Genomic DNA, 16,542 nt, shown 5'->3' on the forward strand with positions numbered 1-16,542 from the left:
TATTGATGTAATCAATGTCTGTAAAATTAGTGAATACTAAAATGGCGTTGCGTTTTGCAGGCGGATGTTGAAATGTTTCGAGTGGGCTTTACCCTTGATAAGGGAAAACCGCTCTTTCTTTTATGGTATTATGCAGTTTGGTGTGAAACTGCTCCGGGAGTGACACTATGGTCGCACATAAGTCTGCTTCATTAAGCAAGGTTGCCGATCACATGGATCCGATTTGGTATTCCGTGCGCGCGGAGGCTGAATCCGCAGCGCTGCATGAGCCTTTGCTTGCGGCCTTTCTTTATTCGACTGTGCTCAATCAGGATAGCCTTGAGGAAGCAGTGATGCATCGCATCTCCGAGCGGCTTGGCCATGCGGATGTTGCTGCAGATTTGTTACGCCAGACCTTTGTGACCATGAGCAAAGCCTCGCCGGAATGGGCACAGACCCTGCGTATAGATTTGCAGGCGGTTTATGATCGTGATCCGGCTGCCAACCGTTTTCTTGATCCATTGCTCTATATGAAGGGCTTTCATGCGATCCAGACCCATCGTTTGGCGCATTGGTTATGGAAAGAGGGCCGCAAGGATTTTGCCTATTATTTGCAAAGCCGCGCCTCTTCAATTTTCCAGACTGATATTCATCCGGCTGCGAAATTTGGTACCGGTATTTTTCTTGATCATGCCACTGGTCTTGTGGTTGGGGAAACCGCTCAAATTGCGGATAATGTATCAATCCTGCATGCGGTAACGCTGGGGGGGACCGGTAAAGCGGGTGGTGATCGCCATCCGAAAATCGGCCATGGTGTGTTGATTGGCGCGGGTGCTAAAATTCTTGGTAATATTACTGTCGGTTCCTGCTCAAAAATTGCCGCAGGTTCGGTGGTGGTTAAATCTGTGCCTGATAATGTTACTGTTGCCGGTGTTCCGGCCAAAGTTATCGGCGAATGCGATTGCGCTGAGCCATCGCGTGCCATGGATCAGCTGATCAGTGCAGCTGAATAATTACGCTATTCGGCATGTTTGCCCTTTACATGTCGGACACGGGGGCGCATGAGACAGCCCCGTCAAAATGAAACAGGAGAATCCGTTTGAAACCCGAAGAAATCAAGAAGCTGGACGCCTATTTCAAGCGGACTTTTGATAATCAGAAACTTTCTGTTAAAGCGCGTCCGCGTAAGGATGACTCTTGCGAAGTTTTTATTGATGATGAGTTTCTTGGCCTCGTTTACAAGGATGAAGATGAAGGCGAATTGTCTTACAACTTCTCCATGGCCATTCTGGATATGGATCTGTAAACACTGATATCAGTGTTTGCGGGTTAGAATTATTGTTTTATATTAAGTGTTTATGGCGGTTTGTGCGTGAAGAGATTCACATTCACGAACCGCCATTTTCGTTTTGATGATTTTTTAATGGTCGGTAATAAAAGCGTACTTGTTAAATGTAATTATATAACATATCAATTCTGTTCTTTTTTGATAGATAAATGAGCAGGAGTAAATATGGATAAGCGTTTGGCGGTCACGGTGCTGTCTGGCTTTCTTGGAGCCGGAAAAACCACAGTTCTCAATCATATTCTGAACAATCGGGAGCAGTGTCGCGTGGCGGTGATTGTGAATGATATGAGCGAGGTCAATATTGATGCTGCATTGTTGCGTGACGGCGGCGCCAATCTTTCACAGACACAGGAGCAACTGGTTGAGCTGACCAATGGGTGTATTTGCTGCACATTGCGTGATGACCTTTTGCAAGAGGTTACGCAATTGGCCAAACAAGGGCGGTTTGACTATCTGCTGATTGAATCAACGGGTATTTCGGAGCCTTTGCCGGTTGCCTCTACTTTTGAATTTCGCGATGAGAATGGCTTCAGTCTTGCTGATGTGGCGCGGCTAGATACTATGGTAACGGTGGTCGATAGTTTTAATTTATTGCACGACTATGCCTCGCAGGACTTTTTAAGTGATCGGGGCGAAACTGCGGGTGAGGGTGATGAACGCGGATTGGTTGACCTGCTTGTTGAGCAGATTGAATTCGCCGATGTGGTGGTGTTGAATAAAATCAGTGACATTACGCCTGCACAAAAGCAGGATATTTATAAAATTATCCGTGCGCTCAATGTTGATTGCGATATTGTCGAGGCGGATTTCGGCAAGGTTTTGCTGAACAAGATCATGAATACCGGGCGTTTCAGTTTTGAGAAAGCCGAGCAGCACCCGCTGTGGTTCAAAGAACTTTACGGGTTTAAGGACCATGTGCCTGAAACAGAAGAATATGGCATTCGTTCTTTTGTCTATCGTGAGCGCCGGCCATTTGAACCGGCAAAGTTACACGCGTTTATCCAGCAAAGCCAGACAGGGCTTATCCGCTCAAAAGGCTTTTTCTGGCTGGCGACACGCCCGCGTTTTGTGGGGGAACTCAGTCAGGCAGGCGCTTTGCTGCGCACCGGAAAGCGCGGGCTGTGGTGGGCATCAATCCCCAAACAATATTGGCCAGAAGACAAAGCATGGTTGCAATCAATGCAGGCCTATCTTGACCCGTTCTGGGGTGACCGGCGGCAGGAGCTGGTTTTCATCGGTAACGATCAGATGGATGAGGCAGCGATAAGAGCAGCGCTTGATGTCTGCCTTGTGGAGGAGCATAATTTTGCACCGGATAGCTGGGCGCAAATGCCTGACCCGTTTGAGGTATGGGGCACTAAACCGGAATAAAGGCATTACAAAACAATGTTTTAAGTGCCGATTGAATGGGAATTTATGCGGTTGCGGTGAAGGCGCCTCAATGACACCTTCACCGCTTTGACGAGTGTATTTGTGATTGTGTTTATTTAAAAACTGTATCTGTTCGCATAATGGGATAAAGATTTAAACGATCATCCCACGATGGGTGACGTTTATAGAAAAAGCGCAAGCGTTCTCTTTTACTTGCTGCAAATTCCGGGTCAGAGGCAAGCTTGTCAGCAAAGCTCTTGGCGAGAACGGGGTCTTTGGCCAGCATTTGACGCGCAACCTGCTCGGTCACGTAGCTTTCCATATATTCTTTAGACTCAAATGCGGTATTGAAAAATCCCCACGCGAGCAGTGAATCTGGCGCCAAGGGCTCAAACATAGCTACGATTAATTTGGATTTTGGCTGGGCAATCGGAATAAAAATAAAACCACTCTCAAGCTGTACAGGCTCGATTTTCCACTCACCGGTCACTTTCATTGTTTGGTGACCTTCGACAGAGTTAGTCGAAGGTGATGCGGTTAGAGCTCTAAAAACTTCGAGCTCAACTGAATCTTGTGCATTGGTAGAAACTATATAATCGATACCATGAGCATCAAGTTTCGGCTTTACAATTTGAGAGCGTGATATTGGTATAATATACCCACCGCGTGGGGCTGTTTGTATTACATCTGCAACAATCGTATCGCGCAGGGGTACAGTCCAAGTTTGCGGCTTATCTTCATGATATTCAATCATTCTAGAGCCGGATATGTCAGAATTTGAAACAGTGTATTCATAGCCTGCGAAGTCAATTTCGCGCGATTCTTCAGTGGTTTTATAAGTCAGAGCAACTGGCTTGCCTCCCAGCTCCAATGACCGTTGATCTGCCTCTGCTGCTGCCTTAAGCCAGTTTGAACCATGTTGACTTACCTGATCGAGAGTAGAGGCGATGGTGTTGCGCATGATTTTTACGCGTTCAGGATATTCTTTCCATGAATGGGTCTCTACCAGCATATTTATACGGTTACGCAGAGGAAAATAGCCAGTAGAAAAACGTGGATTATACATTTCATGGACAAAGCCAGAGTCGGGGTGATCGGTTTTAGCAAATTCAATGTAAAAATGCTTGGGGTCATGCCCTTGTGTCTTCAGGTCGGTTATAACCGCTTCCCGAAACTCCAGACCAGATATACGCAAAGTTTCATCGCCGCCATAAACCGGCTCCACCTGAATTGAAACATCAACTTCGAATTGGGCACCGTTGGTTGCATGTAAATCAAGAGATATTAATGGATCCCATGCATTATAGAGCTCTAACATTGCCCGCATTTCAGCGGAATCTACTTTAACATAATCGCGGTTGAGATTGTAGTTTTCAGATGTGGCACGCCAACCCATTTGTTTAGGGCCGCGTTGATTGGGACGGTTGTAAGCTTTAAAACGCTCATGACCATCAACGTTAAATACGGGTACGAATAGCAGAACTTGCTTTTCCAGTGCGTCTTTAGCAACGTCACCATTAAGTATTTGGCGCAGAATCTGAAAACCAGCATCCTTGCCGTCAATTTCACCGGCATGAATTCCGCCCTGTACCAAAACGACCGGCAATTTTTTCGCCTGTGCCACTTCTGGCGATAAAGCTCCGCTCCTCGAGGCCACAAGAGCCAGCATCGGGCGACCTTCAGGTGTTTTGCCATAGGTAATACACCGCACCGCATCTGGATATTGTTTTTCAAATTCTGCGCACAGCGCTTCAACCTCGGAATAGCGGCCCGTAATAGAAAAGCCGGATTTTTCCGAAACAGTGATTAGATTATTGGGCTCTGCCTGCGTGCTGGTTCCATTAAAAAATAAAATTGTAGTGCTTAATGATGCAGCAGTCAGCATTATACGCATATTGAACATACCACTTACCTCCTCCATGGATAATTGCAGTATGTATGTTGTCGACACAGTGTAAACATAATTTATAGTAAATATAAATTATAATTTTATTGTTTTTAGATTTACTAAATTAAGCTTTACAAAGAAATTTTTATATAGTTGTTTCCGGGCTGGTTTATAGTGCTTTTAAATGCCGATTGCTGAGGTTTCTTTAACCTCTTCCATGACCGGATAGGTATGCGTTTCGCGTACGCCCGGCAGAGACAAGAGTGAATCGGAAAGAAAACGGCGATATTGCTCCATGTCGGCAACTCGCGCTTTGACCAGATAATCAAAACCACCGGCAACCATGTGGCACTCCATCACCAGCGGATTGTTTCTTGTGGCCTCTGCAAAAGTTTCAAAAACATCCGGTGTTGTACGGTCAAGTTTGATCTCGACAAAAACCAGCATGGAGCGGTTGAGCATCTTTGGCGACAGTCTGGCCGCATAGCCCAGCACATAGCCGTCACGCGTTAAACGCTTCACGCGTTCCGCAGTTGCTGTCTGCGATAAACTAATTTTATCAGACAGTTCTGCATTGGTAAGTTTGCCATCCTCCTGCAGGGCCCGGAGGATCTTTTTGTCCATAGTATCTATTTGCTTCATTTTATCTGAAAATCCGATTTTAACCGAGATAAAAACTAAACAGTGACCTTTAATTGGTGAGATAAACTATATGAGATAAAATATACAGTAAAAAACGCGCTGCATAACTCCGGATGATGGTGCGTTTGATTGCCGGATTGTAAACCGGCATCGGGAGAGTGTTCCGGAACTTTTTTGACTGCATGATTTTATCCGCACCGGCTCCCGCTTTCGGGATGCATGTTTAGGGGGGCTTCTAATGACTGTTAATGCTTCAGCCATCGCACAAACCGGTAAAGCCGGCTCAAAAGCTGCGCCAGAGCGCGCTTTACCTTTGCCGCCTTTTTCCGCCCCTTATGCGCCGGATGATAATGAGCTTGTCAGCGCATTGCTGGCAAGTGTACCATTTGATGATGCTGCTAACCGCCGCATTGATGCACGTACTACAGAATTTATCAGCAATATCCGTAAAGCCTCCAAAGGTATTGGCGGGGTTGAAGATTTCTTGCGTGAATACGGGCTTTCAACTCGTGAGGGTCTGGCGCTTATGGTGCTTGCCGAAGCTTTGCTACGCGTACCTGACAGTGCAACGCAGGATAAGCTGATTGAAGACAAGCTTAAGCAGGGTAACTGGACAGAGCATCAGGCGCAGGGTGATACATGGTTTGTGTCGGCTTCGGCATGGGCGCTTGGCCTGTCTGCCAAAGTTATCCGTCCGGGTGAAACACCTGAAGGTGTGCTGGCCTCGCTAATCAAGCGTATGGGCTTGCCAACAGTGCGCACGGCAACCAAACAGGCTATGCGCTTTCTCGGTTCGCATTTCGTGCTTGGTGAAAATATCAAGGATGCTTTGAAGCGCGCTAAATCCGCAGAGAAAAAGGGCTATCGCCACTCTTTTGATATGTTGGGTGAAGGCGCCCGCACGTTAGAAGATGCCAAGCGCTACTATAAATCTTATTCCGATGCGATTGATGCCATTGGCAAAGCCACAGGTGATGGCGAGCTGCCGGATCGTATGGGGATTTCTGTCAAGCTCTCGGCATTGCATCCGCGCTATCTGGCCACTCATCATGATCAGGTAATGCGCGAGCTTGCACCTGATGTTTTGGCATTGGCGCAGAAAGCAAAATCTTATGGCCTAAACTTTACGATTGATGCTGAAGAGGCCGATCGTCTGGAATTGTCGCTTGATCTGATTGATCGCGTGTTTAGTGATCCTTCGCTGGCTGGCTGGGACGGCTTTGGTCTGGCTATTCAGGCTTATCAGAAACGTGCTTTGCAGGTGATCGAACATATTGTAGCGCTTTGTGACAAGACCGGTCAGCGGATGATGGTGCGCCTGGTTAAGGGCGCCTATTGGGATACTGAAGTGAAGCGTACGCAAGAACGCGGACTGGAAGATTATCCGGTGTTTACCCGCAAGGCGGCAACAGATGCGTCTTACATTGCTTGTGCCAAATATATGCTCGAACAACGCAAGCATATTTTCCCGCAATTTGCCGGACATAACGCGCTCACAGTGGCAATGATCCTTGAACTTGCCGGTACTGACAAGAGCGGTTTCGAGTTTCAGCGCCTTCATGGCATGGGAGAAACACTGTTTAAGCAGATTACCGAGGCCGGTGAAAAGATTTCCTGCCGCGTTTATGCACCTGTTGGTGGCTATCGTGATCTGCTGGCCTATCTGGTGCGTCGCTTGCTTGAAAATGGTGCCAACTCATCTTTCGTTTCAGTTGTTGGTGATGAAAATGTGCCGATCGCCAGCCTGCTCAAGCGTCCGGCTGATATTTTGAATGATGGCCGCGGCATGCGTAATGCAAATATTCCGATGCCGGCTGCAATGTATGGCGCCCGCCGGAACTCTGCCGGTATTGAATTTGGTGATAGAAAAGCTTTGGGGGAATTTATGGACGGGATCGTTAAAGTGCGCGCTAATGTGGACGCCGTGCCACTGTTTGCCGGCTTTGCTAAAAAGAGCGGTGGCAAGCCTGTGCTGTCGCCGGTTGACGGATCAAAGGTCGGCACCGTTGCGGAAGCGACTGCGGAAGAAGCTGCAACTGCAGTGACAACAGCACGCAAGGGCTTTGCTGCATGGTCACGTGTCAGCGTTGAGAGCCGTGCAACTGCTTTGGAGCGTACTGCTGACCTTCTGGAGCAAAACCGCGACCGCTTTATTGACCTGTTATCACGTGAAGCTGGCAAGACATTGGATGATGGTATTGCTGAAATCCGCGAAGCTGTTGATTTTTGCCGCTTTTATGCTGCTGAAGCCCGCCGTCATTTCGCCAATGAAACAATTATGCCCGGACCCACAGGTGAAGATAACCGCCTGCGCTATCGCGGACGCGGTGTTTTCGTTTGCATCAGCCCGTGGAACTTTCCGCTGGCAATTTTCTTAGGTCAGGTCAGTGCTGCACTGGCTGCCGGTAATGCGGTTATTGCCAAGCCTGCCGAACAGACACCTTTGGTCGCTTTTGAAGCTATCAAACTGCTGCATGAAGCCGGTGTTCCGCAGGATGTGGTGCTTTATGTGCCGGGTGATGGCTCAGTGGGTGCTGCCCTTACCTCGCATCCGCGCATTGATGGTGTGTCATTTACCGGCTCAACCGATACTGCATGGGCGATTAATCGTACATTAGCCGCGAAGAAGGGGCCAATTGTACCGTTGATTGCTGAAACGGGTGGATTGAATGCCATGATCGTTGATGCAACGGCGCTGCCGGAGCAGGTGGCGGATGATGTGGTTATGTCGGCCTTCCGCTCGGCAGGTCAGCGTTGTTCGGCTCTGCGTCTGTTGTATCTGCAGGATGATGTGGCAGATACAATGCTCAAGATGATTGACGGTGCTGCCCGTGAAATGATCCTTGGTAATCCGGCGCTGGAAACCACTGATATCGGCCCGATCATTGATAATGAGCAGATGGCTATGCTGGATGATTATGTGGCGCAGATGGCTGTGAAGCATAAAGTCACCAAAGTCGGCAATGCTCCGGATGGGGCGCTGAAGTCCGGTCATTTCTTTGCACCGCATATTATTGAGCTCAGTGATGCATCTGAGCTGACCCGTGAAGTATTCGGGCCGGTTCTGCATGTTGTGCGCTGGAAGGCTTCAGAGCTGGATAAGGTTCTGGATCAGGTTGCTGATTCCGGATACGGCCTGACCTTTGGTCTGCACAGTCGTATTGAAGCAGTCTTAGCTCGCGCGATTGATCGTCTGGATGTTGGTAATATTTATATCAACCGCAACACAATCGGCGCCGTTGTCGGTACGCAGCCATTTGGTGGTTCCGGACTTTCCGGTACTGGGCCTAAGGCTGGTGGTCCGAACTATCTGTTGCGTTTTGCACTGGAGCAGGTGGTTTCCATCAATACTGCCGCTGCCGGTGGCAATGCGTCTCTGATTGCTATGGGGGAATGATAAAGGCATTTCTTCGGGAGTAAGCGGTGCTTTGCCCGAGGTGCAGTTGATTTCTGCCTGGTAAATCAGTTTTATATAAGTATGATAAATTTTGCCTGCCACAGAACATCTGTGGCAGGCAAATTATTTTTGTAGTTTGTGCACAGTTTTTTATTGACGAAATTTACAACCTGAGGTAGATTAATGGTTATACTAAAAAGTATATTTTACTAATTTATTTTTACTATGAGCATAATATTTTTATGAAATGAATTGCTTATTTAATATCGGGACCAGCGTAGATAGTCTTATATGAATGCTTGCCTGATCGTCCGCATATCGGACATTCTAACCCGGATCCCATCTGATCCGGGTTTTTCTTGTAAAGAATTTGAATCTAGATGTTTATGTAAATTATTGATATTAAATAATAATATTTAATATGTAATTATATGGTGCAAGTGGTTTTCAAATTTATTAAGCCAGCGTAAAGCTACTCAACGGATGCGTCTCGTGCGCATTTATTGCAGTTGATACTATCTATGATATGGCCTGGTTTCATATTTTCATATATGCAATTTATAAGTGCATAATAATTTTATTATAAATATTTCTGCATAGATTGGTTAAATGTATTTTTTTGTTGCAAGCTGTGAGGAGCGGCGCTAACAATGCCGCATGATTAAATTACTTAATGCATCTCTGGTTTGGTGGTGGGCTCGCTTTTAGCGGCCCCGCAGGCATTTGCATAAGTGTCATTTCAGGTCGCTCAAGGTTTTACCGGGCGGCCGTTTTTTATTTTCAGCCCTTAAATCTTGATCGACCCGTTTATTGCCGGAGCTTTGTAAAGCTTTGGATAAAAAGGATGCGAAACCAACTGTTAAGCAGTATATGGGGCGCAATATAAGGAGCAGGGCGATTATGGCAAAAACTGCCGATCAGGATCAGCAAGAGTATCAGACACAGGGTGGTGTTACGATCACACGCCGCCGCAATCTGGTCGATTATAAAACCGCAATCGACAAGCGCATTGATGCACTTGATACTCGGCGCGGGGCTGTTTTTTCCTCCAATTATGAGTATCCGGGCCGTTATACACGCTGGGATACTGCGATTATTGACCCGCCGCTGGTGATCACCTCCAAAGGCCGCTCAATGCGTATTGAAGCACTGAATGCACGCGGTGAAGTGTTGCTCGGTGCTGTCGGGCTGGTGGTGAGTACGCTTGAAGAGGTGGTTATTACTGATAACAGCGCTACGCTCATTCAACTGACTATTGCAGAGCCAAAACACCAATATATGGAAGAAGAGCGCTCGCGGATGCCGTCGGTCTTCACGGTTCTGCGCGCCATTGTTTCCCTGTTCTTTTCTGAGGAAGACGATAACCTCGGTCTTTATGGCGCATTTGGTTATGATCTGGCATTTCAGTTCGAGCCGATCACCTTCAAGCTCAAGCGCCCGGAAGATCAGCGCGATCTGGTACTGTTTCTGCCTGATGAAATTCTGGTTGTTGACCATTACTCAGCCAAAGCATGGGTTGATTCCTATGACTTTAAACTTGGTCAAAAATCTACAGAAAACCTGCCACGAGATACCCCTGCAGAGAATTTTCAGCCTGCCAAAGCCGCACCGGCACGCGGTGATCATGAGAAGGGTGAATATGCCGCCCTTGTCGAGCGTGCCAAGGAAAGCTTTAAATGTGGTGATCTGTTTGAAGTGGTGCCGGGGCAAATTTTTTATGAAAAATGTGCTAATCAGCCATCTGCGATTTCGCGCAAGCTGAAAAATATTAATCCTTCACCTTACTCATTTTTTATCAATCTGGGTGATCAGGAATATCTGATCGGTGCCTCGCCGGAAATGTTTGTGCGTGTGAATGGCCGCCGCATTGAAACCTGTCCGATCTCAGGCACGATCAAACGCGGTGAAGATGCAATTTCTGACAGTGAACAGATTTTGAAATTGCTGAATTCGAAAAAAGACGAGTCCGAACTCACAATGTGTTCCGATGTGGATCGCAACGACAAAAGCCGTGTTTGCGAGCCGGAATCGGTGCGTGTGATCGGCCGTCGACAGATTGAGATGTATTCACGCCTGATCCATACGGTTGACCATATTGAGGGCCGTCTGCGCGATGGTATGGATGCTTTTGACGCATTTCTCAGCCATGCATGGGCGGTAACGGTTACCGGTGCGCCCAAATTGTGGGCGATGCGCTTTATTGAAGAAAACGAACGCAGCCCCCGTGCATGGTATGGCGGTGCCGTTGGTATGATGCATTTTAACGGTAACATGAATACCGGCCTGACCTTGCGTACCATACGGATTAAAGGTGGTGTGGCGCAGGTGCGTGCCGGAGCAACGCTGCTTTATGATTCAAATCCGCAGGAAGAAGAGGCTGAAACCGAGCTTAAAGCATCGGCAATGCTGACTGCTATTCGTGATGCACATATTAAACCGGAATTACAGGAAAAAACTCAGTCTATGCAAGCGGGAACCGGAATTTCGATTTTACTGGTCGATCACGAAGATTCATTCGTGCATACGCTGGCCAATTATTTCCGCCAGACCGGTGCGAATGTGGCAACGGTTCGCTCACCGGTGAGTGATGCGATCTTTGACCGCTTCAAGCCTGATCTGGTGGTGCTATCGCCGGGGCCCGGCACACCGAAAGATTTTGATTGTAGCAATACAATCCGTAAAGCGCGGGATCGTGATTTGCCGGTATTTGGTGTTTGTCTTGGTCTTCAGGCGCTGACTGAAGCTTATGGCGGCTCACTGAAGCAGCTGGATATTCCGATGCATGGCAAACCATCGCGGATCAAAATTCTTAAAAACGGTGTAGTTTTTGCAGGGCTTGGCAGTGAAGTTACTGTCGGGCGTTATCATTCACTCTATGCGGATAAAGCTACATTGCCTGCATGTTTTGTTATTACTGCCGAGACTGATGATGGTGTGATTATGGGATTGGAACATGTGAGCGAGCCGGTTGCTGCTGTGCAGTTTCATCCGGAATCGATCATGACACTTGGCGGCAATGCCGGCATGCAGATGATTGAGAATGTGGTAGCCAAGCTGGTTAAAAAATAACCACAGATACCAAGAGTTAAAAATAAAGCCGCAGGATTGATATCCTGCGGCTTTATTTTGTTAAGGCAAACGTGGCCGTTTTTTTTAAATCCAGCTTTCATCACCGGTAAAGCTCACTGTTATCCAGCGTTGCGGGCCGGCACCGCCAATTTCTTCACCGATTTCCTCGCGAATAGCATCGAGCGTTGCAACATTTTCAATCTTGAAATCTTTTGGCAAAACCACATGAATTTCAATGAAGCGCGCGCGACCGATCTTGGCAACATAACTGGCATATTTTTTAAAGCCGTGTTTACGTTTCATCTCATCCATAATACCACGCACACGCAAGTCCATACGTTCAGGCGTGACCAGTAGAATCTCTCTGAGAGCCGCCGCCACCGTTTTCATCGGGATGAAGATCAGACCGGCAGAGAGTACCAATAGAATGGCCGGATCGACATAGACTGTCCATGGCTCGTAACTGGTACCCTGCAGTGCCCATGCAAAACTGAAGGCAATAAGCAGCGCCAATGTGATGAGTGCTGTCATCAGCCAGCTTTGCGTATCAAGCAGAATAAAGCTTGATTTCAGGCGTTTGTTGACCTGCGTTTGATAGGCCATCATGGCAAAACAAATGATACAGACAATAACGGCGTAAATAATGGCCCAGTCAAAATTCAGGTGATGACCGCCCTGTATCAAGGCTTTGATCGCATTGATGAAGGCATAAAAACAAAACAGAATAAGCACTATACCGTTGAATGCCAGAACCAGTGGTTCAATATGCCAGAAGCCATGCTGAAAGCGTCGCGTACCCTCACTGGTTAATAGCCTGGCTACATAGAGTGCAAGGATCGACATTGCAGCGTCTGTGGAGGAAAACATGCCGTCAAATATGACCGCGCTGGAGCCTGAGAGCAGGCCAAATACAATTCCAAAAAGACCGATGAATATGGTTACTAATATAGAACGCTTTAATATGAGTTGTTCAAAACGTGCGAGACGTTGCATTTTAATATCACAGCCTTTCGGGCGCTGATTTCTAAAAGATTATCAAACCATCCTAGGTAACTGTAATCTTTATATTTTAAATTTTTGAACATCAGTATTGTTTCATGACGGAAGCTCCGGCTAGCACCAGCTAAAAAGGCAATATTAAATTTTAGCTGTGGCAGAGCACAGAGCTGCGCATTTCAAGAGTTGAAACGCTGCTTATCTGAACTGCAAAATCTGATGGTGTGTTTTCTATACAATATATTCGTGAATTTAAAAAGGCGTGGCCGGCATAGCGCAAAAATCTGATTCTCTATCACTAAAATACACCATTCTAATTGCAAGTGATTTGCAGTTGCTGGCCAGTTAAGGTGCTGTATTCGTTGTATTATTGTGCGGTAGCAATTGATTGAGAGGCAGTTGCAACTGGATGATAAAAATAAGCCTATATTGAGCTGGTTTGTATTTTTAGTGATTTGGAATTTGTCGGAATTGGGTTAAACCAATCTGAAGATCAGCGTATTTGCTGAGATGTATCAATTTTAAAATGAGAATGCGGTTGTCCGGTTGTTGTAAAGCAGCGAGGTTACGGCTGATAATTTGTAAGTGCTGCATAATTAAATTCACATATTTGCTTTGTCCGCAGCCTCTCTGTCCGGTCAAACATTATGCAGATAATATAATAATGAAGGTTGGAATATGGACGCGACTGTAAAAATCCGGCGGCTTGCTGCCTGGACGATACCCGTAGCTATTGGTGTGATGGGGCTTAAATATCTGGCCTATCTGCTCACCGGCTCGGTGGCGCTTTATTCTGATGCGCTTGAATCAATCGTCAATGTTATTGCTGCCGTCGGCGCATGGTGGGCTATCAGTGTCAGCTCGATGCCGGCAGATGGCAATCATCCTTATGGCCATCATAAAGCTGAATATTTGTCGGCGGTGGTTGAAGGGGTTTTGATTGTTGTTGCAGCGCTGATGATCTGTCGCGAGGCATGGAGTGCGCTGGAGCATCCGCGAACACTTGACGAGCCTTGGATAGGGCTGGGCATCAATCTGGTTGCCGGCGTTATCAATATGTTTTGGGCAAGCCTGCTGATCCGCACCGGACGCAAGAACAAATCACCGGCGCTGCTGGCGGATGGCAAACATATTATGACCGATGTGATCACATCAGCTGGCGTGCTGATCGGGTTGATTGCGGCTGTTATCACTGGCTGGACAATTCTTGACCCGCTGCTGGCGATTGTGGTTGCACTCAATATTATCTGGCAGGGCTGGCACGTCATCAATTCCTCGGTGCAAGGCCTGATGGATATGGGGGTTGAGCCCGGTGAAGAAATGCAAATTCGTGATATTATTTCAGCCAATGCTGCGGGGGCAATAGAAGTGCATGATCTGAAAACACGTATTGCCGGACGCGTAACATTTATTGAATTTCACTTGGTTGTTGCTGCCGACATGACTGTTGGCGACTCGCATCTTATTTGCGACCGGATTGAGGATGCTTTGCAGGAAAAAATAGAAAACTCGCGGGTTGTCATTCATGTCGAGCCGGAAGACGAGGCGAAGCTGCCTTTGGGCACTGTTGCTGTGCCTTTTGCATAAGTGCTGATAACTAATTGTTTTCGCTAGTTTAAAACACCGCAATGCCTGTATGGATTGCGGTGTTTTTTATTGTTCATAATTGCTGTGGTAATATTCTTGCGTTTATAAGCAAGTGTCTTGCAACTTGTTATCAAGCTGTATAGCATCCTAATTATGAAAAACGCGCATCAACATACCAGCTCATTCATGAGCTTTGGGGCAGATCAGGGCTTTGCCGCCGCTGAATCTTGCGCGCGTGAATTCTCGCTACTACTTCTTCTCGGCCTTAGCGGCGATCGCCGGGCTCGTTGATTGGAGCGTCCGGCGGTCGTTAGAGCCGCCTGACTCATGCTCCTGTCACAGAATCCGTTATCCCGTTAAATTATGCCCGTAATTTGCCTTTAAATTCAGTTTTGAATTGAGCAGGCGGGGCTTGTTTCAGTAGTCTGTTATCCTCAGGATAAAGTCTGCCGCAGCGTATGAGAAGTTAAAATGACCAATATTACATCCAGTTCAAAACCTCAGTTTAAATCCGCGCGCAAAGGCATGCCGATTGCCGCTGAAAAATATACGCCTTTCAGAACCACAGTTTTGACAGATCGCCTGTGGCCTTCGAAAATGATCGATAAGGCACCAATCTGGTGTTCGGTCGATTTGCGTGATGGCAATCAGGCTCTTGTTGATCCGATGGGTCACGACCGTAAAGCGCGGATGTTCCAGCTGCTGATGGATATGGGCTTTCCTGAAATTGAAATCGGCTTTCCATCAGCTTCACAAACAGATTTCGACTTTTGCCGCTGGTGTATCGAGCAGGGCAATGTGCCGGATGATGTAGATTTGCAGGTGCTGGTGCAGTGCCGTCCGGAGTTGATTACCCGTACATTTGAATCACTCGAAGGTGCTAAAACCCCGATCATCCATTTCTACAATTCCACCAGTGAATTGCAGCGCCGTGTGGTGTTTGGCAAAGATGTTAAAGGCATCAAGCAGATTGCCACTGATGCCGCTAAAATGATTATGGATATGGCTGCAAAAGCCGGTGGTGGCTATCGTTTTCAATATTCACCGGAAAGCTTTACCGGTACCGAGCTGGAAGTGGCGCTGGAAATTTGTAATGCGGTTGCTGAAATTGTGCAGCCGACAGCAGAGCACAAGCTGATCCTCAACCTGCCTTCAACGGTCGAGATGAATACGCCGAATGTCTATGCCGATCAGATTGAATGGATGTGCCGCAATCTTGATAATCGTGAAAATCTGATTATTTCGCTGCATCCGCATAATGACCGTGGCACAGGTATTGCTGCCACTGAACTGGGCTTAATGGCCGGTGCAGACCGCGTTGAAGGCACATTGTTTGGTAATGGCGAGCGCACAGGCAACGTGGATCTGGTGACATTGGCACTGAACATGTTCACACAAGGTATTGATCCTGAGCTGGATTGCTCGGACATTAACCGGATGAAGGAAGTTTACGAATATTCCAACCAGCTGGTTATTCCGGAGCGCCACCCATATGTGGGTGAGTTGGTTTACACTGCGTTTTCCGGTTCGCATCAGGATGCGATCAATAAGGGCATGAAAGCCAAGAAGGGCGCTAATACCCCGACATGGGAAGTGCCTTATCTGCCAATTGATCCGCAGGATGTTGGCCGGTCTTATGAAGCGATTATCCGCATCAACTCGCAATCGGGCAAAGGTGGTCTCGCATATATTCTGCAGCAGGATTACGGCCTGAATATCCCGCGTAAAATGCAGGTGGAATTCCGTGAAATCATTCAGCAGATTACTGATGATGAAGGCAAGGAATTGCAGTCGCAGCGCATTTATGAAGAGTTCAAGAAAACCTATGTCAGCCAGTCCGGCACTGGTTTGGAATTTGTCGATCATCATACTTTCGCTGATCCTGACAATAAAACCATCCGTATCATGCAAGCTGAGATCATTGATAATGGTGTGACTAAAACTATTGAAGGCCGCGGTACCGGCCCCGTGGACGGCTTTATTGATGCGCTGTCAAAATATGTCGGGATTGATATTTCCGTTGCCGATTATTCGGAGCATTCGCTACAGCGCGGTTCAGATGCATCAGCGATTAGTTATGTAGAACTTGCGCACCCGCAAGGCACGATATTCGGTGTCGGCGTCCACCATAATATTGTGACATCTTCACTTGCCGCGATTGTTTCAGCGGTCAATAGACTGAAAAAATAATTACAGTTCTATGAAAAGAAAAAGCCTGAGAAATCTCTCAGGCTTTTTTATTTGAAATAAAACCGAGAATGCGGT

The 16,542-nt window shown here is 47.2% G+C and carries 10 protein-coding genes; 7 read left to right on the top strand and 3 right to left on the bottom strand.

Annotation, left to right across the window (positions count from 1 at the left end):
- Window positions 1-167: 167 nt before the first annotated feature.
- From cysE to zigA, 3 genes are all read left to right on the top strand, one after another.
- Window positions 168-992 (top strand): serine O-acetyltransferase, encoded by an 825-nt coding sequence (gene cysE, locus MP213Fo_RS12995; protein WP_421089397.1) that lies wholly within the window; start codon window positions 168-170, stop codon window positions 990-992.
- 86 nt (window positions 993-1,078) lie between these two features.
- Window positions 1,079-1,285: a DUF3126 family protein gene (locus tag MP213Fo_RS13000; RefSeq protein ID WP_421089398.1), complete on the top strand. Its 207-nt coding sequence runs from the start codon at window positions 1,079-1,081 to the stop codon at window positions 1,283-1,285.
- A 207-nt stretch (window positions 1,286-1,492) separates the two neighbouring features.
- A complete protein-coding gene (gene zigA, locus MP213Fo_RS13005; protein ID WP_421089399.1) occupies window positions 1,493-2,698 on the top strand; it encodes a zinc metallochaperone GTPase ZigA in 1,206 nt (401 codons plus the stop codon).
- Between the two features lie 112 nt (window positions 2,699-2,810).
- Here zigA and MP213Fo_RS13010 read toward each other — a convergent pair whose 3' ends face one another.
- A complete protein-coding gene (locus MP213Fo_RS13010; RefSeq protein WP_421089400.1) occupies window positions 2,811-4,601 on the bottom strand; it encodes a M14 family zinc carboxypeptidase in 1,791 nt (596 codons plus the stop codon).
- Between the two features lie 165 nt (window positions 4,602-4,766).
- Entirely contained in the window at window positions 4,767-5,228 is a 462-nt protein-coding gene (locus MP213Fo_RS13015) for an Lrp/AsnC ligand binding domain-containing protein (protein ID WP_421089401.1), read from the bottom strand.
- A 238-nt stretch (window positions 5,229-5,466) separates the two neighbouring features.
- Here MP213Fo_RS13015 and putA point away from each other — a divergent pair, with 238 nt between their 5' ends.
- Entirely contained in the window at window positions 5,467-8,625 is a 3,159-nt protein-coding gene (gene putA / locus MP213Fo_RS13020; RefSeq protein WP_421089402.1) for a bifunctional proline dehydrogenase/L-glutamate gamma-semialdehyde dehydrogenase PutA, read from the top strand.
- An 897-nt stretch (window positions 8,626-9,522) separates the two neighbouring features.
- Window positions 9,523-11,694, top strand: a complete 2,172-nt coding sequence (locus MP213Fo_RS13025) for an anthranilate synthase (RefSeq protein ID WP_421091148.1) — start codon at window positions 9,523-9,525, stop codon at window positions 11,692-11,694.
- An 84-nt stretch (window positions 11,695-11,778) separates the two neighbouring features.
- Here the strand turns inward: MP213Fo_RS13025 and MP213Fo_RS13030 are convergent, their stop codons facing one another.
- Window positions 11,779-12,687: a cation diffusion facilitator family transporter gene (locus MP213Fo_RS13030; protein ID WP_421089403.1), complete on the bottom strand. Its 909-nt coding sequence runs from the start codon at window positions 12,685-12,687 to the stop codon at window positions 11,779-11,781.
- A gap of 681 nt (window positions 12,688-13,368) precedes the next feature.
- On the opposite strand from MP213Fo_RS13030, the gene MP213Fo_RS13035 reads away from it, so the two are divergent.
- The gene (locus tag MP213Fo_RS13035; RefSeq protein WP_421089404.1) at window positions 13,369-14,277 is read left to right on the top strand and encodes a cation diffusion facilitator family transporter; all 909 of its coding nucleotides are present in this window, start codon (window positions 13,369-13,371) and stop codon (window positions 14,275-14,277) included.
- 471 nt (window positions 14,278-14,748) lie between these two features.
- A complete protein-coding gene (gene leuA / locus MP213Fo_RS13040; RefSeq protein ID WP_421089405.1) occupies window positions 14,749-16,467 on the top strand; it encodes a 2-isopropylmalate synthase in 1,719 nt (572 codons plus the stop codon).
- The last annotated feature ends 75 nt before the right edge of the window (window positions 16,468-16,542 follow it).

Source organism: Pseudochrobactrum mosebachae, from assembly GCF_048914685.1.
GTDB lineage: Bacteria > Pseudomonadota > Alphaproteobacteria > Rhizobiales > Rhizobiaceae > Pseudochrobactrum.